The organism is Streptomyces sp. NPDC101151 (genome assembly GCF_044768335.1).
GTDB lineage: Bacteria > Actinomycetota > Actinomycetes > Streptomycetales > Streptomycetaceae > Streptomyces.
In genome coordinates this window covers 123,543-146,551 of record NZ_JBIWPP010000014.1, presented here as the reverse complement: position 1 = coordinate 146,551, position 23,009 = coordinate 123,543, and the positions used below count along the sequence as shown (strand labels likewise).

Sequence of the window (23,009 nt, the reverse complement as noted above, 5' to 3'; positions counted from 1 at the left end):
CACACACGACGCATGTTACGTATTGCGCATATATTGGTGACACTCGCATGCATAGTCCATCTATGTAACGAATATGCCGTTTTGGCGCCCTGTCAGGCCCTAACTGACGTGAACGCACATCGACCCGCCACCCGATAGTGAGCAACAATCGACGGCCACAAAGTGGCCAATTTGGGTCTTACTTCAGGTTGGACTTGCGGTGTGGGTACGATTATATGATCAAATCTATCGATGCGTACCCCCCACACACCGACGCATCATCCTGCTCAGTCCGACGGGCCTTCCACCGAAAGGGTTCCGCCCAGCCGCAATCCATACGACGAACTGGCCGCGCTGGCAGACCATCCGCTGGAGGACTTCCTCACCGCGGACAGCACACAGACCCCGCAGGACGACGACGTCGAGGCGCCCTGGACCCCGCCCAACCACAGGCGCGGCAGCCGCCGTCGCAACCGCGCCACCGGCCTGCCCACCGTGGTCAGAATCCTCGCCTGGGCGCTCACCCTCGCCTGTCTCGTCACCCTCGCCGACCGCTGGGCGCTGCTGTACGCGGAGCACAAGGCCTCCGAACGGCTCAAGGACGAGATGCATCTCGCCGCCGCCCCCGAGGTACGGATCGGCGGCTTTCCCTTCCTCACGCAGCTGGCCGAACGGCGGCTGGACTCGGTCCGGGTCACCGTTCCGGACATCCCGGCCCACCGGGTCACCCTCACCCAGGTCACCGCCACCGCTGACGACATACGCATCGACGGCGACGGACCCACCGCGGTGCGCGGGGCACTCGTTCAGCAGATGCGGGGCCGGGTCCTGCTGTCCTTCGCCGACATGAACCGCGAACTCGGCGCCTCGCAGGTGGCCTTCACCGCCCATGGCCCCGGCCGCGTCCGTGCGCACGGCGCCCTGCACCTGGCGGGCCACGACCTGCGAGTACAGGCCGACGTGGGGATCCGGCGCGACGGGGAGCGCGGCATCGCCACCTCCGTGGACGGCATACGGCTCGACATCGGCGACGTCGCGACGTACCGGCCCGGCGCCGGGCCCACCGAGGGCCTCCACCTCACCCACGCCTCGGCGCGGCGGCTCACCCGGGAGGCGGAGAAGATCAAGGCCATGCTGGCCGTCCCGGCGATCGTGCACCGCCTGGGCGTTCCCGACAGTGCGGTGCGCGCCGCGCTGCACGACGAGGACAAACTCCATCGGCTCACCGGCGCGCCGCGCTTCCTGCACGGCCTGACCCGCGTGAACCTCGTGGACGTGGCGCTCGCCCACCCGAGGCTCCTCGAACGGCTCGGCCTCGACCTGTCATTGCTCACCGCGCTGACCAGACTCACCCGCCCGCAGATCGCCGACCGCTTCTCCTTCGCCTTCCAGCTCCCGAAACCACCTGCCGGCGCACTGCAGTTGCGGCGCGTGACGGTGGCCAAGGACGGCATCCGCGCCGATGTCTCGGGGACGGGGCTGCTGCTGGGCCGGTGAACGTGCCCGGCCGAGGCGTGTGGCAGTGCGGGGCTCCCGGCGGAGCCCCGCACGATTGATCACCAGGGGTGAAATCAGCGCAGTCCGAAGGCCCGGGTGATCGTCTGGGACACCGTGTTGCCGGCGTTGTCCCGGGCGATGACCCTGAGGGTCGCGAAGTCCGCCGACTTCGGCGCACTCAGGCTGGTCCGCCATCCGTCACCTGAGCGGGTCAGGTCGCTCGGCTGCCAGCTCTTGCCGTCGTCGTAGGAGACCTCCAGCGAGGGCTTTCCGATGGCGGCGGTGGTGCCGGGCAGGTGCGAGGCCGTCACCGTCAGCCGGGCACGCCGGTCGGCCCGGCCGGCGGTGTCGGTGTCCACGCCGTAGTCGAGCTGGATCAGCGGCAGGGATTCGGCCGACTCGGCCCCGGTGGCCGCGGAGGTGAAGTTCCACTCGGTCAGGGTGTGCGTCGAGTACGGGTCGGCCCAGGTCCCCCGGTCGTTGTCCAGCACCAGGCGATAGGGCAGCCGTCCCGGGGCGAGGGCGGGGACCTGCAGCCACTCGGCGTTGCCCCAGTCGAGCTGCTGGTCGCCCTGGTAGAGCGCCATCCAGTCCTTGACGTCGAAGTTGGCGCCGGCTTCGCCCACGTGTCCGGCTCCGGAGTCACCCCAGCCGGGAGCGGTGATGTACATGGTGTCGAGGTAGCGCACGGGCTGGTAGCCCATCGGGCCCATCCGGGGCCGTTGGATCGGCCCGAACCAGCTGGCCTTGCCGGTCTTCCGCGCCGGGTAGTGGAGGACGTCGATGGCGTGCTGTCCGGTCTCGCCCTGGATGAAGGCGTCGTCCAGCCAGGTGGCGCCGGAGGTGACCCAGTCGGTCCGTTCTCCCTGGGCGGGAGCGGTGAGCTGGTTGCCGACGGCCCAGCCCCGCCAGACGTCCGGGCGGAACTCCATCGCCTTGCCTTGCCGGTAGTTGCGGAACGAGACGTCCACCTTGCCCAGGTCCTTCGGCTCCTCTCGCCAGGTCGGGTCCGCCGGGACGGCACCGGACCAGTGGTGCACCACGTCGTAGAGGTAGTCGGTGGTGGGGTGGGAGGTGACCTTCAGCTTGACGGCTCCGTGCCTGAGGGAGCCGATCAGGTCGGCGCCCTGGTCGGCGTCGAGGGTCGCCACGGTGAGCGGTGCCGGGCTCTCGGGGCTCCATGGAGTCTCGTCCCAGGGCTGCAGCCGGCCGATGCCCTTGTTGACGACCAGGAGCAGCTGGGCGCCCGCGCTCGCGGCGGCCTCCGCCTGTGCCGTGATCCCGGCCGGGTCGCCACCCCGGACCAGCACAGCCTTGCCGCGAACGTCCAGGTGGGCCAGCTCCTGCGCCGTGCCCTCGCCGGCGTCGACCGCCGTCAGCGTACGGGTGCCGGCCGGCAACGGCTTGGCCGCGCGCTTGACCAGCGGGTCGGCATAGTTCTTCGACCTCGTGCCCACGGTGAGCGCCGGCTGCTCCAGACGGAAACGGGCACCGAACTCGAACTCGCCGGAGGTGACCTTCTTGCCCGTCGGCAGCGCCCAGATGCTGTCGTAGGACTCGTTGGGCAGCATGGACGACTCGACCAGGCTGTCGGTGAACGACCGGTGGACGTCCAGGCGCGGTGCGACCGCTGTGGTCTGCTTCGGAACGCGTGCCAGGATCCGGTGGGTCCTGCGGCCGTCCAGGGTGACGGTGCGGTCCTGGTCCAGCTGCACGTCGTTGAAGGCGAGCAGTGCCATGCCCCGTGAGTGCGGCCCGTCCGCGCCCTGCACGTCGGCTATGAGCCATCCGCTGTAGGTGCCGACCGGCAGCCGCGCCGTTCCGGTTCCGGACTCGTCGAGGTCGAGAACTGTGAAGAGGTGCTCGGCGGTGAGGACGACCCGGCCGGTCAGTGGCCGGCCGGACCGGTCCTTCGCGACGACGGTCAGGTTCTGCCGCTGCCCCTCCCTTGCACCGCCGATCAGGGTTCGTGCGCGGACCGTACCGGAGCTGTCGGTACCGGTGACCATGGCGCTGACGGACTGGTCGCCCGGCAGGCGGTCCAGCTGCGCGGTCAGGTCGACCGAGGACGTGCCGTGCGCGGGAACGGTGATCCGGTCGTCGGAGAGGGTGAACAACCCGGCGGGGACGGGGCCGTCGACCGCCAGACCGAGGCTGACCGGGGTGTCACCGACGTTCGTGTACGTCACCTTCTGGACGTCTGTCTCCCCCTGCTTCGGCGGCCAGGTGTGGAAGCCGGAGTAGGCACTGGCGGTGGCGAAGACGGAAGCGTGCGTCGCCGCCAACGCGTCGAGCCGGCCGGCGCCCGCCTGGTACGGCGTGTACGAAGGCGTCGCCTTGACGCTGCTGACCAGTGCCTCCTTCAGCTGCGAGCCGGTCCAGTCGGGGTGCTCGCCGGCCAGCAGCGCGGCGGCTCCGGCGACGTGCGGCGTGGCCATCGAGGTGCCGCTCATCGTGGTGTAGTAACCGGAGCCCCGCTTGTAGTGCGAGCGTGCCGCCACGATGTCGACGCCGGGTGCGGTGAGTTCGGGCTTCAGCCCGGCGTCGCCGTCGCGCGGACCCTGGCTGGAGAAGTCGGCCAGCCGGTCCTTGGCGTCCACGGCACCGACGGTCAGCGCGGCGTCCGCGGCACCCGGGCTGCTGATGGCGTGCGGGCCTCCGTTGCCCGCCGCGACGACGAACAGTGCACCGGTGTCGTGGCTGAGCCGGTCCACGGTCAGGCTCATCGGATCGTTGGCGTCGCCGCTCCCGCCCAGGCTCATGCTGATGATCCTGGCGTGCTGGTCCCGGGCGGCCCACTCCATGCCCGCGATGATCCAGGACTCCTGGCCGCTGCCTTCGGCGTCCAGCACCTTGCCGATGGCCAGCCGGGCACCGGAGGCGACGCCTCGCTCCTTGCCGTCGGAGGCGCTGCCGGTGCCCGCGATCGTGGAGGCCACATGGGTGCCGTGGCCGTTGTAGTCGGCGACGTCCTCCTCGTGGGGGACGAAGCCGGCGCTGGTGTCGATCTGCCCGGCCAGGTCCGGGTGTTCGGCGTCCACGCCACTGTCGAGCACCGCGACCTTCACGCCCTTGCCGGTGTTCCCCTCGGCCCAGACCTGCTGCGCGCCGATCTGGGCGGTGGAGTCGGCCAGGTCGGCCTTCACCTTGGCATCGAGCCAGATCTTCGCGATGCCGCCCGCGAAGGCCGGCTTCGCCGAGCGGGCCGCCGGGCCGGAATCGCCGGTGAGCGCGGACCAGAACGTCCGGGCCTGCTTGCGGTTCTGCGCGAGGGCGGCACCCTGAATGCTGTCCAGCCTGCGGACGACGTTCGAGCCGGTGACCTTGGGCCGCGTCCGGGACTTGGCGGCAGCGTCGGTGTAGCTGACGATGAGCGGCAGCCGGGAGGCGTGCGTGTCGTCGTAGCCGTCGGCGATCAGCGCGGTCACGTTGAACAACTGCTTGTCCAGCCTGCCGGCGCCGACGTAGGGCAGGGCGGCGTCGGGATACACGTACGTCGCACCGTCGATGACGGCGCGGTGGAATCCCGCGGTGGCGCCGTTCGCGGCCTCGAAGGACCGGACGACGGTGCCGTCGGCGGTGGTTCCGATGGTGACCTTGTCACCGGTGATCAGCGTGACGGTGTGAATGTCGCCGCCGGGTGACCGCTGTGCGGCTCCGGCAGGCACGGACATGACGGGGTCTGCGGGCGCAGCGGCGGTGGCCGGTACGGCCCCCAGGCAGAGGGCGGCGGCCATGCAGAGGGCCGACAATCCCGGTCTGGAAACGGGCTTTTTGAGCAAGGAGAACCCCTAGGGGGGAGGGAAGAACAGGAGGTGGCTTGGATCATGGAGGCACCCTCCGCCGCCTGCAATGGGGTGGGCTGGCGCACCTGCGCCATGGCGCAACTGCGCTACCGCGGTGGTGCGGTTCAGCGCTACCGCGGTTCAGCGCTACTACCGGACTGGGGCACGACGGGAACTCGGCCCGCCGGTGTGACCGACCCGAAGCGCGCGTGGAGTTGGCCGCTCGCAGCCGCGCCGGGCCCTACTGCCGACCGGCGCAGGGCCAGGACCACGGGTACCGGCCGCGGCCCGCCTCGTCGGCGACGGCCACGGGGCACGGGCGACAGGCGACAGCCAGGAGAGGACGGGCACGGCAGCGGACCGAGCCGACAGCGGCAGCCTTGCGCCGTACCGCGTGCTCAGAGCCAACCGCGGCGCGCGGCCTGCCAGGCGAGTTGCATGCGGGTCGCCGCGCCGGCGTGCTCCATCATGCCCTGAATGCGGCGCTGGACGGTCCGCCGGCTCAGCCCCATCTGCGAGGCAATCGCCTTGTCGGCCACTCCGGCCACCAGCAGGGACAGCAGCTTGCGGTCGGTGAGGGAGAGCGCATCGGACGGCCCGGCTCCGTCCGTCCCCGAGATGGCGCCGGTGCCGTCGACGTTCAGGGGGACGGCGTCCTCCCAGTAGCACTCGAACAGTGCGATCAGGGCCGCGAGCAGATTGCTGTCCCTGACCAGCGCGGTGGTGGGCTCTTCCGGGCTGCCCTGCGGTCCCCCGGCCACGAGGGGGAAGACGGCGACGGAGCGGTCGGCGATCGCCAGGCGCAGCGGCAGGTGCGGCACGGCCCTGGCGACCTCCCCGGCCTGCACGCCCGCCACCACGTTGTCCACGGCTCCTTCGTCGTCGAAGAACGCCTTCTCGTACAGCACCCGGTAGCGCACGCCCCGGGCCAGCGCCTCGAACTCCTCGGCGTTGCTGCCCGACGGCATGGCCACGTACTGGGCCTTGCAGAACCAGAGCATCTCGTCCTGCACGCCGGACTGGATCTGTCTCAGGTGCTGACGCAGAGCCTCCGCCCCGGTGATGACCTCGAGGAGCTGGCCCGCGTCGTGCCTGCGCATCGTGTCCCGGTAGGACTCGACCAGACGGGCGGCCTCGACCCGGGCCAGCTCCAGTGCGTCGGCCCCGCGCTTGAGCCGGGGCAGCAGTGCCACGTCCGGGGGCGCGGCCCGGAACACCCGGGGTGGCCCGTCCGTATGACTTGCCAGGCCCTTCGCGGCCAGCGCGTCGAGAATCCGGGCGGCCTCCGCGCCGGGCAGACCGGCACGCTGGGCCAGGTCCGCCGGGGTGGCCCGGCCGGACGTGACGAGCAGCCGGTAGACGGTCTCCTCTTCGGGCGAGACGCCGGCGACCTCCAGCACCACGGACGTCCTCCCCGGATCCTCGGCTTCGACGGTTGAATACCGTACTACATGGGGGACGTGGCGCAAGAGGCACAGGCCAGGGGGCGCACGACAGGCCGTGCGCCCCCTGGGATTCCCGTGGGATTCCCCTGGGAGGTGTCCACCGCTACAGCGCGTAGGCGCGCTGCTCCGTCCGGCGGACTGTGTTCCCGGCGGCGCGAGCCGTGACGCGCAGGGGCACCCAGGCGTGGGGAGGTGTTCGTGTACCGCAGCCGGGACGGGGCAGGGGCACCGTCGCCGGTCGAGAACGGGCCGAGGGCCAGGCCGCCGGTGGCCGTGACGGACCCCAGGGCCGCGGCCCGCGTGTCGATCCGGCCGCCGCCCTGTTCCGTGACCTGCCGGCCGGGGACGGTGCGCGCGGTGCTGATCAGCGCGTCCTTCACCCGGGCGCCGGTCCCGTCGGGGTGGCGCCGGGCGAGCGGCGCGACGGCGCCCGCCACGTGCGGCGTGGCCGTGGAGGTGCCGGAGGCCGCGACGTAGTGCTCGTCCACCGGATCGCCCATGGTGGTCCCGGCGGCGCGTGCCCCACGATCCCGACACCGGGTGCGGTCACATCGGGCTTCGCCGCGTCGTCCCCGAGGCGTGGCCCGCGGCTGGAGAACGGGGCGAGCGAGTCGTCCCGGCCGACGGCCCCCACCGTGAGGGCGTCGTCGGCCGCACCAGGTGAGCCGATGGTGGTCGCCCCCTGTTGCCCGCGGCCACGACGAACTGGGTGCCGGTGCTGCCGTCGTCACCGAGGACCTCGCCGACCAGCAGCCGAAAAGCTCCTGAGGCGTGTCCCCGATCGGCAGTTCGCATCGTGGCCCCTTCACCCGCGCGGTCCCGACTCGAACCTGTTCACCGCGGGCAGACACTTCCCATGTCTGTGATCTTCTTCGACATCGGGGCAACCCTCGCGGATGCCCAGATGGAACCCGATGGCTCCCTGACACTTCTGCCCCGACCGCGTGTCATGGCAGTGCTCGACGCTCTCCGGGGGGTCCGCGAGGGCATCATCTCCAACCCCGGGCCGGGCGACCGTGCCGCCCCACGAGCGGAGGCCGCACTGCACGAAGCCTTCCCCGGCCGTTTCGCGGAAGAGGCACTCGTTCACTGGGGTGTGAAGGACAGTCGCAGGGTCTTCGACGAGGCAGTCGCGAGCACCGGGGCGGCGGCCGACGAGTGTGTCTTCGTGGGCGAGGACGCCCAGGAGCGGGCGTTCGCACGGGAGGCGGGGATGCGTACCGCGGCCGACCCGGTGTTCGTTTTCGCCGCGATGGAAAGCCGTCCCGTGCACCGGTCGCGGATCGAGCTGCCGGAGGACCTGGGCCCGGCCGAGCTGGCCACGGCCGTGGACGAGACCGAGGCCGTCGTGGTGCAGATCGTCTCCGAGCGGCTCGCGCTCGTCATGGTGACGACGCGGGGGGCCGAAGCGCTCGAGCGTGCCGGTTTCGGGGTTCAGGTGCGTGGGCGGGTGGATGACACGACAGCCGTCCCGGTTCGGGACGGCCGACCGGCCTCGGTACCCGATGCGCTCGCGGACGCCCCTCACGAAGCCCCGTAGGCAGCCGGCCGATGCCGCTTCCAATGCCGCGCCGTCAGCCCCCGGGCAGGCATCCGAACGTCATCCGAATCGAGGGCGTCATATGAGTTCACATGGTGATGAACACCAGCAGGCCACCGGCGCAGGCGGACAGGGAGACGACGCCGAGCGCCGAGCGACCGAGAAGTTCATCAGCGACCTGCTGGCGCGCGGAGAGGCGGTGTTCGAAGGCGAGGAGCCGACACCCCGTACCACGCACGTCGTCAAGCGCGGGGACGACGGACGGCTCACCGTCCGCCGTCTGCGCTTTCTCCACTGACTCAGCTCACCTGTCAGTCGAAGCACCGCCGGATCAGGGCCAGACCCTCACCCGTCTCGCTCCGGGTGATCTCGTGGGTCTTGAGCCGGGAGGGGTCGTCGTCGACGAACGCCGCGCCGGTGCGGTGCTCCTCGGGTACCTGGACACGACCGCGACGGAGGAGATCCTCGAGGTACGACGTCGCGACCCGTTCGGGGTCGGCGGGCCGCACCGAGCCGCCGGCGGGGTCGGAGCCCGCGATGCCGAACCGTCGTTCCTCCGCGGGGGCGGAGAGAGTGAGGGACTGGGTGACACCGTACGTCGACCCGTGGATCGTGACCGCCGTGAGCCCATCGTCGTCACCACCGCCCGGCGTCGCCTCAGCGATTCCGGCGCCTCGGCGTGCCACCTCTGGCTCGGTGACGGACGCGGCGGCCTCCAGGGAGAGGATGCCGTGGCGGATGAAGGCCGAGCGCAGGGACTGACTGTACTTGCCACCGTTGCGGCGCTGGTCCGCGGCGATCATGTGGCCCGCGACCTGCGCGTAGTAGGCGGACACCACGGGCGCGGCCACCACCGCATCCACCAGGAGCTGTCCCGCGATCTCCCCCGCCCTGGCAAGACCGGCGTGATCCTGCAGATCCTGCTGGCGGAAGATGCCGGCGACGACCTTCAGGAACGCGCCGCTGAACACCCGGGAGAACGAGTGCGGCTCGCTGGAGAGCATGGTCGCGGGTCCGTTCGGGGGCAGGTGCACAGGGTCGCTGTAGAAGAGGCTGTTCGACAGGTTGCGCAGGCAGTCCGGTTCGACGGCGTTCGGGTGGCCCTGACGGATCGCCCAGCCCAGCTGCTCGGCCATCCTCGACACCCGCGAAGACAGCTCGAGGTTGCCCTGTGTCTCGGCCAGTACCAGGGTCCGCAGCGATTCCAGCTGGAGTGAGCCCAGCAGCGCACTGATGTCACCGAATGCCTCGTGCAGGGCGGCAGCCTCGGCGCTGGCCGCGTTGAACAGCTGAGGGCGCAGTGCGTCAAGGATCGCGTGCCCCGTCTCGTGCTCGACGATCTCGTTGCTCTCGCAGGTGGCGACGGTGACGCCTGTCACCGTGCTGCGGAAGAACCACAGGCCTCTGCGGTCGTAGAAGGCGTTGAGGTCGTTTCCTGCGTTGAGGTGCGCGGTCAGCGCGCGTCCGACCCTGGGGTGCCATTGCGTTCCCGTCGGAACCAGCGGACCCCAGGTCTGGCTGGCCCGGCTGAGTGCATCGGCCGCCACCCAGTAGCGGAATGCCTCGGTGCCGGGACCGGCACTGTCCGGCTGCGGTGCGGTTTCCGCGATAGCGGTCGGGAACGGCTGTGTGTCGAGCTGTGGAACGGGATGCGGTACGGGCATGTTCACCCGGGGAGGAAAGCCGGGGTCGTCCTCATAGACCAGAACAGTCGGGATCATCGCTTGCTGCTGCACCGTCATGGCGGCTCCCTGAGGGGGAGAGATTACGGATGGAGGAGTTCACGAGGGGAAACTCTTGACCATGAGTCCCTCATGCTCAGTACGAGGCCCCGGTAGCCCGGCGTCAATTCGAACAGAGGCCAGCAGGGCTTCCTCGGGGCAGCGGTGGCGGCGGACGAGCGGGTGGTCGCTCTTGGTCCGTGGCTGGTGCGCACTGCCGCCAGACCTGGCGGAGCGATGGCGGCCGGACGGGTGACGCAAGCGTCGGCCCAGGAGCGGATGATGGTCAGCCACCGACATACCCGTCAGCCCCGCGACCGGCCGGGCGCACGATTCGTGCGCCCGGCTCATGCATGCACGCTCAGTCCGGCACCGCCTCGATCTCGGCCGTGCAGGAACCCGCTGCCCTGACCGATTCGGCTGGATCATCCGCTACCCGGGCGTCCGGGCGGCCCGGGAGGCACATCCGTCGACGTGCCGGCCCGTGGTACGAGGCGCACCGTGGCCGCCGGCACGGCTAGTGCCACTGGATGTCGGCGAGGCTGTCGAGGGGGGCTCGTTCGGCTGCCGATTCGGAGACGTTCAGAGTGTCGCCCTTGTGGAGAGCCGCAGGGAAGCGCAGGTGGGTGCGGTCCTCGAGCTCGCCCAGGGTGACCTGGAAGACGTGGAACTCGTCGAGTTCGAGGGCCTCGAGCTGGTTGAGGTTCTGGGTGAGCAGGAACGCCTTGCTCTTCAGCTCGCCACCCTCGGTGAAGGTGATGACCTTCCAGAACTCGCGGGGGATCCTGACATTGCGGAAGACGCGGTCGTCGTCCTGGAAGACGGGCCCGCCGAACACGCTGACCTTGAGGTCGTCGACGTCGACGTCGGCGAAGACGGCGTCCTCGAGCTCGCCCCACACACCGTTCTTGGCACTCTGGTTGAAGTCGTCCATCTGCGGGGTGATGTTGGTGTAGAAGAAGGAGTCCGTGTTGGCCTTCTTCGCCTCCGCAAGACTCCCCCACAGCAGGTCCGCACGGCGGGCTATGTGACCGCGATCCAGCCGGTTCTTCTCATACAGTTCGTTGCCCACCTGGGCTCTGGCGGGCAGGCGGCGATCCTTGACGAAGGGGATGTTGGTGCGGCTGAGCCGCTTCAGGGAGCCGCCGTCGACGTTCCAGGCCACCCAGATCGGGAACCGCCGCGTCTTGCTGAGCGTGAGCGAGAAGTGGGTGTAAGGGATGACCTCGGAGCCGTCCAGAAGGACCGCGTCCCGGGCGAGGCCGGCACCGAGCTGTGGCGCCTCGATGCGCTCGCCGAGGAATTCGGGGTCGTACCCCTCCACGGTCTCGGTGACTTCGGGGCGCGGCGGAGTCAGAGTGATCTCGAGCTTTTTGAACACCGGGGCAGGCAGGCAGGCCAGCGCATGCTCGTCGGTTTCGCCCTGCGCCTCGCCGCCGAAATGCAGCCCCGCCATGACCGTGCTCGGACGGCCACCCGCCTGCTTGAACAACCACAGCGCGCCGGAGTCGCCGCCCATGCTGATCTCGTTGTCCTCTGCCGGAGCGTCGGGGTCAGGGCCGATCTCGAAGCAGCCGATGGTCTTGACACCGACGTCACCGCCGTAGTTGATCTTGGCCATGGTGTCGATACGGCGGACGATGCCGTGGGTGACCCCGGTGGTCCGTCCGCTCTTGACGACCTTGTCGTCGAGCTCCGGCTCCCCCAGCTCGCTGGGTGCCGCTCCAAGCTCGAAGATCTCCTGCACGAACGTACGGTCCTCGATGGTGGCGACCGCACAGTCGCCGGCCACCCCGAGGTGGGAACGCTTGAGTACCCCCAGGCGGTTGCGGGCGATGCGGTTGTCGTCGTGCGGACCAGGCTGGACGACCTCTGCCCCCAGCCTCCCGTCCGGGCCGTGCAGAACATGCCAGTTGCTCAGCACGTAGGGGGAGCCGTCGGCCTTGTCGAAGACGATGCAGCCGATCGTGCCCGCCGTCACCGTGACCGCTCCGACGCTCACGCCGGGCGCGATCGGGTCCTGGCGGACCTTGCGCGCCGGGGACTCCCCCTCGGCCACCGTGCGGAAGTGCGCGTCGTAGCTGCGTTCGATGACATCGGTGGGTATCTCCGCCCCGTCCACCGTGACGGTCGGGGGGATCATGGTCGTGCCCAGAGTCTCCAGTTGCTCCGGCGCAGACTTGCTCTGCACCGTGAACTGCAGCACGACCTGCTTGCCGTGCTCGCCATCGGTGACCTTGCGGCCGATGCCGACCGAGGTGACGTTCGGATCCTTCAGCAGTTCCGGCCCGCGGGCGCGGACGTACTGGCGGAGGGACGCAATCAGCTTGTCCTCGGTGGGACCCGCGTTCTTCCGTGCCGACGCGGACTTCTTGTTGTTGGTGGCCATGACAGGGAATTCCTTTCGCCGGACGAGACGGAGCGCAGGCATCCGCCGGGCGCGCCCGAAGAAGGGCGCGCCCGATGCCCGAGCAACCGCTCGGTCGTTACGTTGGGTAGTTGTGCAGTGACAGAATTTGTGTTGTGGGCCGCCAGGCGGACGATGGCGCGAGCGCTGCCTCCTTGGGGCGCGTCTCACGGCAGGCCGCTCGGAGACCGACCGACGAGGCGACGGGCGGGCTGCCCGGGTTCTGCCTGCGTCGATGACTCCATTGCGCCCGAGCGGCAGCGGTGGGTCACGACACGGGATGTCGTGGCTTGACACCCTGCGGGTGCAGACCGGCCGGATTTCGCACCGTGCACGGCTGCCGCGGACGTGGCCACGCCGTCGTCGAAGACCCTGGACGCGCCGGGGCGGGACGAGGGCCCGGTGGTGGGCAGGCCGTGCCCGCGGTCAGCCGGCGTCGGCCGGGCGAACAGCCACCGCTTCAGGAGTGAGGCGATGCGGGATCGGCCGTACTTGTGGCGCATCGTGATCGACACGCGGATGGCCCACCCGCACGTCGTCCTTGGCCGACTCGAGTGTGCGACCGACTCGTCACTGCCGCGCGGGCTGGTCTACGCGCTCGATGTGTGTCGCGTCGGCATCGCGTCCGACATCCCGTCGTCCATCCCGTCGTCATTGAACGCCGAAGGCACCGCCGCCCAAATGGGGCAGAAGGGGTCGGAGGCCGGCCGTGAAAGAGGAAGCTCGCCCCGACCGGCAGGGGTCGGGACGAGCTCGCCGAGCGGCTTCAGCTGATCGGTCAGAAGGTCAGGTTCCAGCTGTCGATGTAGCCGGTGTCCTGCGAGGCGACGTCCTGCACTCGCAATCGCCAGGTTCCGTTCGCTGTTTCGCTGGATGCGTCGACCGTGTAGGTGGTGATGACGTTGTCCGCGGAGTCCGAACTGCTGGAGTTCTTCAGCCGGTAGGCCGTACCGTCCGGCGCCAGCAGGTCGACGACGAGGTCACCGCGCCAGGTGTGCTTGATGTCCACCCCGACCCGGAGTGACGCCGGCGCGTTTCCCGTGCGGCCCGAGACGGCGAGGGCCGAGGTCACCGCGGCCCCGTTGTCCGGAACAGCCACGTCTGTGGTGTTCTCATAGGCGTCACCGGGCGGCGACGGCTCCGCCGTTCCCAACGTCCAGATCGCGTGTGCCAGAGCATCGCTGTTGTGGTCCAGCGCGACGTCGTTGATGTTGGTGCTGGTGTCGCATGAGGAGTGGTAGCACCGGTCGAACGCCTGGCCGGAGGTGCCGCCCCATTTTGCGGCCTGAGCCGCCGTCTTCGTACGACTGGCGCCGGTGAACAGGCCGCCGACCGGTATGCCGACGTTCTTGAAGGACGCGTGATCGGAGCGGCCGTCGCCCTCCGTCTCTATCTCGGTGGGTACGCCGATGCCCGCGTACCAGTCCTTGAAGACCTTCTCGATCGCCGGATCGTCGTCGTACACGAAGTAACCCGGGTTCGGGGAGCCGACCATGTCGAGGTTGATGTAGCCGGAGACTCGGGCGCGGTCGGCGGCCGGCAGGTTGTTCACGTAGTACTTACTGCCGACCAGTCCCAGTTCCTCGGCGCCCCACCAGGCGAACCGCAGGTGCTTCGTGGGCTGGAGCTGCGCGCGGGAGACGGCGAGCGCTGTCTCGAGCACGGCCGCGGAGCCGGATCCGTTGTCGTTGATCCCGGCGCCGGAGGAGACCGAGTCGAGGTGTGCGCCGGCCATGAGTACCTGGTTCGGATCCCCGCCGGGCCAGTCGGCGACGAGGTTGTACCCGGTGCTGCCGGAGCTGGTGAACTGCTGGAGGGTGGTGGTGAATCCGGCTGCGTCGAGTTTGCCCTTCACGTAGTCGATCGAGGCCCTGTAGCCAGTACGGCCGTGAGCCCGGTTGCCGCCGTTGGCGGTGGCGATCGACTGCAACTGCGCGAGGTGTGCCTTGACGTTGTTGATCGGGATGTCGGGTGCCGCCAGGCTCTCGGTGTCTACGGCAGCGGGCTCGGTCGGGTCGGGCGTCGCGGAGGATGCGGGCGAGGCTACGAGCAGACCCGCTGCGGTCACCAGGGCCACGGCCATATGTCTGGAGATGGCCCTGGGCAGGCTGGACCTTGGATGCGTCATGTGGGGAGCCGCACTTTCTCGTCGATGTGGGGAGTCGATCGGTGTCTGGATCAGTGGTGCCAGAGCTGTGCGGGTGCTGTGTGCGCATGATGCTCAGTCAGATGCTGACACTCCGTCAAGACAGAATCCGGTCACGCCCGTCCGCTGAGCGGACACCCGCACAACGGCGATGAGGACCAGCACCCAGCTTCAGCAGCCGCCCACACGGCCTCGCATGGTCCGCTCAACCCACGTCACGGCCTACGGCTCGCCCAGTCGCCACGGCATGACCTGCCCACCTCGGGGGAACGCCTGCGCGATTCGGGTCAACTCGCTGTGTACGATCTCCTCTCACATTCAGGGGAGGGATCATGCACAACAGAACAGCCAGAACGGTCAGAGCCGCATGGGCTCTGGCCGGCGGGGCCGCGGCTCTGACGCTGCTGACGGCTACCGGCGCCCACGCGGAGGGGAAGGGAGACATCCGGGTCACGGCCGCCGCCGTCAACGGCGGGAAGAGCGTCGTCATCGGCACGACCCAGCGCGTCACCTACCCGATCGCCATCACCATCCGGGACAACTCGGGTGTGAAGGGCCTGTTGCACGTCAGCGTCTTCAACAAGACCAATGGCTGGGGGTTCAGCGACTGGACCGGCACCAAGTGCGTGAAGAAGAGCTCCACCACCTCGGTCTGCACCGCCACGATGACGGTCGCCCCGCAGTGGCTTCCGGGCAGCCTGCCCGAGGACGTCAACCACACCGCGGGCGTGTGGCAGGTCAATGCCACCGTCAAAGCGAACGACGGTGACTACTGGATCGCGGACCAGATCGCTGAGTTCAGGATGAAGCGCGCCTCCAAGCTCACCACGGACGCCTCACCCGAGCCCGTTGCCAAGGGTTCCGAGCTGACCGTCTCCGGCAAGCTGACCCGGGCGCACTGGGAGGACCTGAAGTACTACGGTTTCACCGGGCAGAACGTGAAGCTCCAGTTCAAAGCGGCCGGTGCAGCCCATTACCGCACGGTGACGACGGTGCGGACGGGCACCTCCGGGAAGCTCAGCACCAAGGTCACTGTCACCTCGGCCGGCAGCTGGCGCTGGTACTTCCCCGGCACGACGACGACCGCGCGGGTCCTGTCAGCCGGTGACGCGGTGAAACTGAAGTAGAGGCGCGCCGACGGCAGTCGGCGTCGGCCCGCGTTCAGTCCGTCGACGAACGGAAGAAGTGAGTCGTGGGACGCTCCAGACGCCTCGAATCAAGGAAGGTGTCGACCTTTTCGTTGTAGAAGGCGACCAGCCCGGCGATCGGCAGCAGCTGCCGCGTGGGGAAGTCATAGGACCAGGCCAAGTCGGGACGGACCTGGTCGCCCGTGCGGACGGACCAGTAGCCGCTGGTGACGCCTTTGTACGGACAGGCAGTCACAGTGTCGGACTCGACCAGCTGCCGGAAGTCGATCTGCCCGCGCTCCAGGTAGTACCGCGTCGGGAGGCCCGTCTCGAAGACCATCACCGATGAGGGGGCCTCGGCGAGGACGACTCCGTCGAGCTCGACGCGGATGGGCCGCGTCGAACGCAGTGCGTCGACGCGCACGTACGGGTTGCGGGGATGGACGAAGACCTGTTCGTCCTCCTCGTACCACGCGTCCAGCGAGTCCCACTCGAAGCGGACGGTCCCCGTCAGCCCGTCGATGGAGGAGTCACGCAGCACCTTGGCCGCGCGGGGACGGTGGATGTCACCGAGCCGAAGAGCGTGCATCTCGACGGTGCCCCGGCCGCTGTGCTGGGTGCGGCCCTCGCTCACGAGCAGGTCGGGATGGATGTCGTCGAGGGGGATGTAGTACTGCGGGTAGTAGCTCCACTCCCACACGTACCGCGCGCGGGAGGTGTCGATGACGGTCTCTGAGCCCAGTACCGCGCGGATTCTGCGTGGTACCGGCTCCACGTGATCGACCGGAGCGATCATCGCCGGGTAGTCGGTCATGGGTGTTTCCTCTCGTTCACCCGGCACCGCGCGAGCGGTGGCGGCCCGGCCTTTCTCGTACGTACGGTCGGACTCTCGCCCTCGCTGGGGCCCAAGGGCATCCGATGACGATGTCCGGCGCTCATAGTCGACGCTAATGCGTGGTGGGTGTCATGGATGCCGCCGACCGGCTGAGGTCGGTGGTCGGTAAGAATCCTGGCAATGCGGTGTGGGTGCCGGGGCCGGGACGCGCCTGTCAGTCTTTCGCCGGCCTGCCCGCCATGGACAGCCCGGCCCCGGTGCGGTCGGCCGCCGAAGTCCGGCACGCCGGACCACCGCAGGCGCCACGCGGTCGATGCGGAATCCACCGACAGTCTTCGACGCGTTGCGGTCGAGCGACCGATGATCGGAACACGCCGCCTAGCGCCGCCCGGTCTCCGCGGCAAGGGCGTCGAGCAGGGCGAAGGTTCGTTCCGGCTGTTCGAGGTGGGGCAAGTGGCCTGCCTCCGGCACCATTTCGAAGCGGGCGTTCCCCATGGACGCGGCGTACTCCTTGCCATACGTCGGGGTCGCGATGCGGTCGCTCTCGCCCCACAGGACGAGGGTCTGGACGGCGACGTCCGCGAGGCGGGACCGCAGGGTGGGGTCGGCCATGGCGGGACCGCCGGAGAAGAGGCGCAGGGCTGCCATGTTGGCCTGGACGGTGGCGCGCCGCTCGGCCGGGACGGTCGCCGGGTCGACGTAGAAGCGCTCGGAGTCGTGGTACGCGTACTCGGCCACGCCCCGTGCGTCGAGGGCGAAGAAGTCGCGGACCGGTTCGCCGTCGACCTCGATGCCGACCGCGTTCATCAGGACGAGCCCGCTGATCAGGCCCTCCGTGTCGGCCGTGGCCATGTCCGCGGCGATCCAGCCGCCCAGCGAGGAGCCCACGACCAGTACATCGGACAGCCGTCGGTCGCGCAGGAGGCGGAGGTAGACGGCGGCGATGTCGGCCACGCGGGTGAAGTCGTCGGGGCGCGGGGTGCCGTTCCAGCCCGGGTGGGTGGGCAGCAGGGTGGGGGCCGTCGCGGCGAAATGGTCGGCGATCGGGGCGACGGTGAGGGGACCGCCTCCGCCGTGCAGGACGAGAACGGGGCGACCGGCAGCCGGGCCGGATTCGGTGAGCGTCAGTTCCTGAGTCATGCCGCCAACCTAACTAAGCATATTTATATAAGCAAGCTTAGTTATGGTGCTAGTCTGGCCGCATGGCCGTTGAACTGCAGATCCTCGGAAGGGCCGTGAAGGCCGCCCAGTACCGGCAGCACCGGGCACTCGACAGTCGCCTCGCGTCCGTCGGCAGCACGCTCGCCCAGTGGGACGCGCTCCGGGCGATCAGCCGTGCGCCGGGCGCGAGCGCGAGGGAGCTGGCGGCGGCGACCTTCCAGAGCGAGCAGGCGTTCGGCACGCTCGCCGGGCGCCTGGTGACGCAGGGGCTGGTGGACCGGCGCCCGGGCCACGGCCGGCGTATCGAGCACCACCTCACTCCCGACGGGGTGCGGGTACTGAGAGCGGGGCACGAGGTGGCCGACTCCGTGCTCGCGGAGTGTTTCCAGGGGCTGGCGGAGAGGGAGCGAGAGGCGCTGCTGGGCCTGCTCAGGAAGATCGAGGGCCGGTCCGGGGGCGAAGACAGCCTGTAGGAGGGGTGCCTGTCGGGGGGACACCGGACGACGTCTTCGAATGGTCTCGGCCGGCCCGGGACGGCCGCGGGTGCGGCCGCCCCATGTCCTGGGCAACGAGAGCCACAGCCCCAGGGCGATCCACACCTGGCCGTGCCGGATGACGGAGACCGTGACGTCCGGCGGCGGGACTCGACCCTTGCGGTCAGCCGATGTTGACCATCCACGTGATGCCGAATCGGTCGGTGCACATGCCGAACACGTCACCCCAGGACTGCTTCTCCAGGGGAACGATGACGGTGGCGCCGTCAGTGAGCTTGTCCCAGTAGCCGCGGAGTTCGTCCGCGTCGTCACCGCTCAGGCTCACCGCGAAGTTGTTCCCCGGCTTGTGCTCCGCGCCCGGCGGATTGTCGGCACCCATCAGTGTGAGGCCGCCGCTCGTCTGGAGCATGGCGTGCATGATCGCGTCGTCCTGACCGGTGCCGCCGCCGAACTCACCGTAGGTGTGCACCGCCAGTTCGCCACCGAGGACGCTCTTGTAGAACTCCATGGCCTGTCCTGCGGTGCCTGGGAAACTGATGTACGGGTTGAGACGAGAAGTCACTGGATGATCCTTTCGTCATGAATGATCGGTGCGGGCAGCTTACGCAGGGCAGAGCAGCGGTTCGACGTCTGGCACGCACGTGCCGCCCATGAGGGGTTCATGGGTCGGTGGAGCAATCACCGAGGCGTCCACCCGATGGCCCACCGGTACCAACGCGATGAGGGGGGCTTGAAGAGAGGGCCGACTCGACGGGCCCCAGGCCAATGCCGACCGCGATACCTGTACGGCCCGTAATCTGACGTTCGCTGTCGATTGTCACGGACGGGACGGAGCGGGGGCGTCGGAGTGTCGGAATCGGCCGGTGGTGAGCCGGGGGCTCGTTCCGGGGCTGGTCGGCGGGCCGGCGTCGGGTCGTTGGTACCGCTGCTCGCGGTGTGCGCCGGATACTTCATGGTGATCCTGGATGTGACGGTCATCAACGTCGCGGTGCCGGTGATCGGCCGGGATCTGTCGGCCTCACTGACCGCGATCCAATGGATCACCGACGGGTACACCCTGGTCTTCGCCGGGTTCCTGCTCACCGCGGGGGCGTTGGGCGACCGGGCGGGGAACCGCCGGATCTTCTGCGCCGGTGTGGCCGTGTTCACCGTGTCCTCCGTGGCGTGCGCGTTCGCGCCCGGCGCCCCCTTCCTGACCGCCGCCCGGCTGGTGGAGGGTCTGGGCGCGGCGTTGATCGTGCCCGGTTCCCTGGCACTGCTCCAACAGGCCTATCCGGAACCGGCCGCGCTCGCGGGCCTTCGGCCTGTGGGGTTCCATGGCGGGGATCGCGGCCTCGGCCGGGCCGCTGCTGGGCGGGCTGCTGGTCTCCACGGTGGGCTGGCGATGGATCTTCCTCATCAATGTGCCCATCGGAGCCGCCTGCCTGCTGCTGACGCTGCGCCACGTGGCTTCCTCGCCCCGGCCTGCCACCCGAGCCCTGGACTGGCCGGCGCAGCTCGCCGTCGTGTGCGCCGTGGCCCTGCTGACGGCCGCGCTCAACGAAGCCGGACGCCGGGGCTGGTCCGACAGGGCGGTGATCGCAGGGCTCATTCTCTCCGCGCTGGCCGTCCTGGCGTTCCTGGTCCGCGAACGGCTCACGCGCTCCCCCGCGGTCCCGCCGGACCTGCTGCGCTCGCCCGCACTCAGCGGCGCGGCGGTGATCGGGCTGCTGTTCAACTTCGGCTTCTACGGCATGGTGTTCACCGCCAGCCTGGACTTCCAGCACCAACGCGGCTTCGGCGCACTGGCCACAGGGGCGGCGCTGCGTGCTCCCCGCGGTGGCGATGACCATGTTCGCCTCCGTCCTGTCCGGTCGGCTGGCCCGCACGACGGGTGACCGCCCGCTGGTGGTCAGCGGCATGCTCCTCGCCGCCCTGGGACTTGCGGGCTGGGCCGCGGCCGGATCCGCCCCCGCCTATCCCCTGCTCGTGCTCCCGATGATGGCCGCGGGGTTCGGCACCTCCTTCGCCCTGACCGGCACCACCACGACCGTCATGGGCTCCGCGCCTTCGGCCTACTCGGGAACCGCTTCGGCGGTGTTCAACACCACCCGCCAGATCGGCAGCGCGACCGGGGTCGCCCTGGGCGGCACCCTGCTCGCCACCGCGACGGACTACAATGCCGGACTTCGCACCAGCATGACCATCGGCGCACTGGCCTATCTGACCGCGGCGGTCCTCGCCTGGCTGTGCGTGCCACCCAGGTCCCACGGCAGGTCGTCCACGGCGGAGACCCACACCGCCTGAGAGCCGTCCCGCACATGATCTCGGCCGCTTGCCGTCCGTGCCCTGGTCGTCCGGCGACGGTGACATCGTGCGGGCACCCGATCCCACGCGGCCGAAAGGCGACCGCGGGCTGCTGACACGGTCGGCGACGGTACGTCAGCATGGCGAACATGTCCGAGAAGCCGAGCACCCCGCGCCGGATCGCCGACGACCACGTCGCGCAGGTCACCGCCCTCGACCCCATGACCTCGACCCGACTCGGTCTGCACCCCGAGGACGACCGGCAGCCGGATCTCTCGCCGGAGGGCTTCGAGGCGCTCGCCGAGCTGGCCCGGCGGACACTCTCCGCTCTCGACGCCACCGAGCGGGACGTGGAGAAGCATGGCCTGGTGCTGGAGGACGCCGAGCGGAACTGCGCCCGGCTGCTGCGGGAACGGCTGACCTCCCAACTCACCCTTCACGAGGCGGGGGACCACTTTCGCGAGCTGCGCAACGTCGGCTCGCCCCTGCACAAGGTGCGGAGCATCTTCACCCTGATGCCCACCGACACCGAGGAGAACTGGGCGGCCGTCGCCGGGCGGCTGCGCAACCTGCCCGGCGCGCTGGACGGCTACCGGGCGACGCTGACCGAGGGCATCGCAAGCAAGCTGCTGTGCGCGCCCCGCCAGGCCCGGGCCGTCATCGGGCAGCTGGCCGCCTGGACCGGCCAGGAGTCCGACGGCGCGAGCTGGTTCGCCGAGTTCGTGGCTGCCGGCCCGGATCGGCTCGGGCCCGAGCTGGAAGCCGCCGCCGACCGGGCGACGACCGCGGTGGCCGCCTTCCGCGACTGGTTGCGCGACACCTATCTGCCCGCCGCGGACGGCACCCCGGACGCCGTCGGCCGCGAGCGCTACCTGCGCTCGGCCCGCTGGGCCAACGGCACCGGCCTGGACCCGGCCGAGGCCTACGCCTGGGCCTGGGAGGAATTCCACCGTACGGTCGCCGAGATGCAGGCCGAGGCCGGCCGGATCCTCCCGGGCGCCACCGTCCGGGAGACCATGGACCATCTGAACCGGCACGGCCACACCGTCGTGGGCGAGGAGAACATCCGCGCCTGGCTCCAGGACATCATGGACGAGGCGATCGACGCCCTCGACGGCATCCACTTCGACATCTCCGGCCCGATCCGCCGGGTCGAGACGAGGATCGCGCCCCCGGGCAGCTCGGGTGCTCCCTACTACAACGGACCCAGCCTCGACTTCAGCCGGCCCGGACGCACCTACCTGCCCACCTTGGGCCAACAGACCTTCCCCACCTGGGAGATCGTCAGCACCTGGTATCACGAGGGCGTACCCGGGCACCACCTGCAGACCGCCCGATGGACCACTGCCGCGGACCGCCTCAGCAGCTACCAGATCACCCTCGGTGCGGTCAGCGCCAACAAGGAAGGCTGGGCCCTGTACGCCGAGCGCCTGATGGACGAGCTGGGCTTCCTCACCGACCCCGCGCGCCGCCTCGGCTATCTGGACAAGCAGATGCTCCGGATCATCCGCGTGATCATCGACATCGGCATGCACCTGGAGTTCACCATCCCCGTCGACTCCGGATTCCGTCCCGGCGAGCGCTGGACCCCGGACCTCGCCACCGCGTTCATGGCCGCCCACCACGGCAGTGACACCGTCCGCCGTACCAGCGAGATCGACCGTTACCTCGGCTGGCCCGGCCAGGCCATCGGCTACAAGCTGGGAGAGCGCGCCTGGCTTCAGGGTCGCGATGCCTCCCGTCGCCGCCTCGGTACCGGCTTCGACCTGCGGACCTGGCACATGAACGCCCTGACCCAGGGCTCTCTCGGCCTCGCCGACCTGGCCGACAACCTCGCGTCGCTGTAAGAGCCGGGGAGGGAGCCGGTCCCGGTGTGCACCCGGTCCAGACCGGCGTTTGGACCGGCCGGTCGATCTCTCGTAGGTTGACTTGATGGGACTCTTCGACAGACTGACCGGAACCCGGCACCCCTCGGAGGGGGTTGCTCCAGCCTCGGCCGAGGAGGTGCGGTCCGCCCTGCTCGGCCTCAACGGGCCGGACGTTCCGTACGTCGTCCGCCACGGCGCCGGGGATCAGGCCGACCTGGTGGCGGAGTGGCGGATCGCCGAGCCCTCCTGGCAGACCATCTTCGTCGAGTCCCGGCTCACTCACACCGTCCGGATCCGGATGCGGCTGGTCCGGAAGGACCACGAGGTGCGCGCCCTCGAGGAGCAGTGGGAGGTCACCCGGGTCGGGAATCCGCCGAGGCTGAGGATTTCGTCCTCGTACTCGCGCGGACCGGAGAGGAGCATCACCCGCGAGTGGACCATCGGACGTGGGGACAGCGGCCGCCTCGAAGCGACGGAGACGTTCCGCTTCGACGGCTCGGGGCTGCGCAACCCCCTCCGGGACGCGGTGGTCCAGTCGGGCTGGACCTGGCGTGGCGTGGTCTTCGGCAAGCTGTGAGCCCGGGCGGGGCTCCTGACTCACCCCCTGTCGAAAAGGTGAGTGAGGACCCTTGGCCCCCCGACCGGGCCCGCGCAACCTCGTCGGGGCGCCGGAAGGCCGTAACCCTGGCGGAATGCTTGATTGCTGTTTGGATTCTGA

At 69.7% G+C, this 23,009-nt stretch carries 18 protein-coding genes and 2 pseudogenes; 10 read left to right on the top strand and 10 right to left on the bottom strand.

From position 1 onward, the window contains the following. The first annotated feature begins 231 nt into the window (after positions 1 to 231). Positions 232 to 1,476: a DUF2993 domain-containing protein gene (locus ACIRU3_RS25335; protein ID WP_404060270.1), complete on the top strand. Its 1,245-nt coding sequence runs from the start codon at positions 232 to 234 to the stop codon at positions 1,474 to 1,476. A 74-nt stretch (positions 1,477 to 1,550) separates the two neighbouring features. Here ACIRU3_RS25335 and ACIRU3_RS25330 read toward each other — a convergent pair whose 3' ends face one another. From ACIRU3_RS25330 to ACIRU3_RS25315, 4 genes and pseudogenes are all read right to left on the bottom strand, one after another. Continuing rightward, positions 1,551 to 5,213, bottom strand: coding sequence for a S8 family serine peptidase (locus ACIRU3_RS25330; protein WP_404060268.1), 3,663 nt, complete (start codon positions 5,211 to 5,213; stop codon positions 1,551 to 1,553). A 446-nt stretch (positions 5,214 to 5,659) separates the two neighbouring features. After that, positions 5,660 to 6,664: a helix-turn-helix domain-containing protein gene (locus tag ACIRU3_RS25325; RefSeq protein ID WP_404060265.1), complete on the bottom strand. Its 1,005-nt coding sequence runs from the start codon at positions 6,662 to 6,664 to the stop codon at positions 5,660 to 5,662. Between the two features lie 44 nt (positions 6,665 to 6,708). Beyond that, a complete protein-coding gene (locus tag ACIRU3_RS25320) occupies positions 6,709 to 7,206 on the bottom strand; it encodes a S8 family serine peptidase (protein WP_404060262.1) in 498 nt (165 codons plus the stop codon). An 89-nt stretch (positions 7,207 to 7,295) separates the two neighbouring features. Beyond that, positions 7,296 to 7,340 (bottom strand): annotated as a pseudogene (locus ACIRU3_RS25315) (hypothetical protein); the annotation flags it as partial. A 222-nt stretch (positions 7,341 to 7,562) separates the two neighbouring features. Here ACIRU3_RS25315 and ACIRU3_RS25310 point away from each other — a divergent pair. Next, positions 7,563 to 8,246 carry an HAD family hydrolase gene (locus ACIRU3_RS25310; RefSeq protein WP_404060259.1) on the top strand — a complete coding sequence of 228 codons (684 nt, stop codon included), beginning with the start codon at positions 7,563 to 7,565 and terminating at the stop codon, positions 8,244 to 8,246. Positions 8,247 to 8,328: 82 nt separating this feature from the next. Continuing rightward, the gene (locus tag ACIRU3_RS25305; protein WP_404060257.1) at positions 8,329 to 8,544 is read left to right on the top strand and encodes a hypothetical protein; all 216 of its coding nucleotides are present in this window, start codon (positions 8,329 to 8,331) and stop codon (positions 8,542 to 8,544) included. A 13-nt stretch (positions 8,545 to 8,557) separates the two neighbouring features. Here the strand turns inward: ACIRU3_RS25305 and ACIRU3_RS25300 are convergent, their stop codons facing one another. The 3 genes from ACIRU3_RS25300 to ACIRU3_RS25290 form a co-directional block, all read right to left on the bottom strand. Next, complete coding sequence (locus ACIRU3_RS25300; protein ID WP_404060255.1) at positions 8,558 to 9,988, bottom strand: hypothetical protein; 1,431 nt, start codon at positions 9,986 to 9,988, stop codon at positions 8,558 to 8,560. A gap of 496 nt (positions 9,989 to 10,484) precedes the next feature. Continuing rightward, complete coding sequence (locus ACIRU3_RS25295) at positions 10,485 to 12,356, bottom strand: DNA/RNA non-specific endonuclease (RefSeq protein WP_404060252.1); 1,872 nt, start codon at positions 12,354 to 12,356, stop codon at positions 10,485 to 10,487. A 796-nt stretch (positions 12,357 to 13,152) separates the two neighbouring features. Next, the gene (locus tag ACIRU3_RS25290) at positions 13,153 to 14,502 is read right to left on the bottom strand and encodes a M28 family metallopeptidase (RefSeq protein WP_404060250.1); all 1,350 of its coding nucleotides are present in this window, start codon (positions 14,500 to 14,502) and stop codon (positions 13,153 to 13,155) included. A gap of 350 nt (positions 14,503 to 14,852) precedes the next feature. Between ACIRU3_RS25290 and ACIRU3_RS25285 the strand changes: the two genes are divergently transcribed. Continuing rightward, on the top strand, positions 14,853 to 15,647 hold the full coding sequence (locus tag ACIRU3_RS25285) for a hypothetical protein (protein ID WP_404060248.1): 795 nt from the start codon (positions 14,853 to 14,855) through the stop codon (positions 15,645 to 15,647). A 34-nt stretch (positions 15,648 to 15,681) separates the two neighbouring features. Here ACIRU3_RS25285 and ACIRU3_RS25280 read toward each other — a convergent pair whose 3' ends face one another. Together ACIRU3_RS25280 and ACIRU3_RS25275 are read right to left on the bottom strand one after the other, a co-directional pair. Continuing rightward, positions 15,682 to 16,461, bottom strand: a complete 780-nt coding sequence (locus ACIRU3_RS25280; protein ID WP_404060246.1) for a DUF427 domain-containing protein — start codon at positions 16,459 to 16,461, stop codon at positions 15,682 to 15,684. A 399-nt stretch (positions 16,462 to 16,860) separates the two neighbouring features. Next, positions 16,861 to 17,622: an alpha/beta fold hydrolase gene (locus tag ACIRU3_RS25275; protein WP_404060244.1), complete on the bottom strand. Its 762-nt coding sequence runs from the start codon at positions 17,620 to 17,622 to the stop codon at positions 16,861 to 16,863. 62 nt (positions 17,623 to 17,684) lie between these two features. Between ACIRU3_RS25275 and ACIRU3_RS25270 the strand changes: the two genes are divergently transcribed. Further along, positions 17,685 to 18,116, top strand: coding sequence for a MarR family winged helix-turn-helix transcriptional regulator (locus tag ACIRU3_RS25270; protein WP_404060241.1), 432 nt, complete (start codon positions 17,685 to 17,687; stop codon positions 18,114 to 18,116). 184 nt (positions 18,117 to 18,300) lie between these two features. Here the strand turns inward: ACIRU3_RS25270 and ACIRU3_RS25265 are convergent, their stop codons facing one another. Continuing rightward, positions 18,301 to 18,699: a VOC family protein gene (locus ACIRU3_RS25265; RefSeq protein WP_404060239.1), complete on the bottom strand. Its 399-nt coding sequence runs from the start codon at positions 18,697 to 18,699 to the stop codon at positions 18,301 to 18,303. A 390-nt stretch (positions 18,700 to 19,089) separates the two neighbouring features. Between ACIRU3_RS25265 and ACIRU3_RS25260 the strand changes: the two are divergent. The 5 genes and pseudogenes from ACIRU3_RS25260 to ACIRU3_RS25240 form a co-directional block, all read left to right on the top strand. Continuing rightward, positions 19,090 to 19,356, top strand: a pseudogene (locus tag ACIRU3_RS25260) (MFS transporter); the annotation flags it as partial. Between the two features lie 97 nt (positions 19,357 to 19,453). Further along, positions 19,454 to 20,014 (top strand): MFS transporter, encoded by a 561-nt coding sequence (locus ACIRU3_RS25255; RefSeq protein ID WP_404060237.1) that lies wholly within the window; start codon positions 19,454 to 19,456, stop codon positions 20,012 to 20,014. Next, a complete protein-coding gene (locus ACIRU3_RS25250) occupies positions 19,968 to 20,423 on the top strand; it encodes an MFS transporter (RefSeq protein ID WP_404060235.1) in 456 nt (151 codons plus the stop codon). Before ACIRU3_RS25255 ends, ACIRU3_RS25250 begins: the two co-directional genes overlap by 47 nt. A 149-nt stretch (positions 20,424 to 20,572) precedes the next feature. Beyond that, positions 20,573 to 22,270, top strand: coding sequence for a DUF885 domain-containing protein (locus ACIRU3_RS25245; protein ID WP_404060232.1), 1,698 nt, complete (start codon positions 20,573 to 20,575; stop codon positions 22,268 to 22,270). An 85-nt stretch (positions 22,271 to 22,355) separates the two neighbouring features. After that, on the top strand, positions 22,356 to 22,868 hold the full coding sequence (locus tag ACIRU3_RS25240) for a hypothetical protein (RefSeq protein ID WP_404060230.1): 513 nt from the start codon (positions 22,356 to 22,358) through the stop codon (positions 22,866 to 22,868). The last annotated feature ends 141 nt before the right edge of the window (positions 22,869 to 23,009 follow it).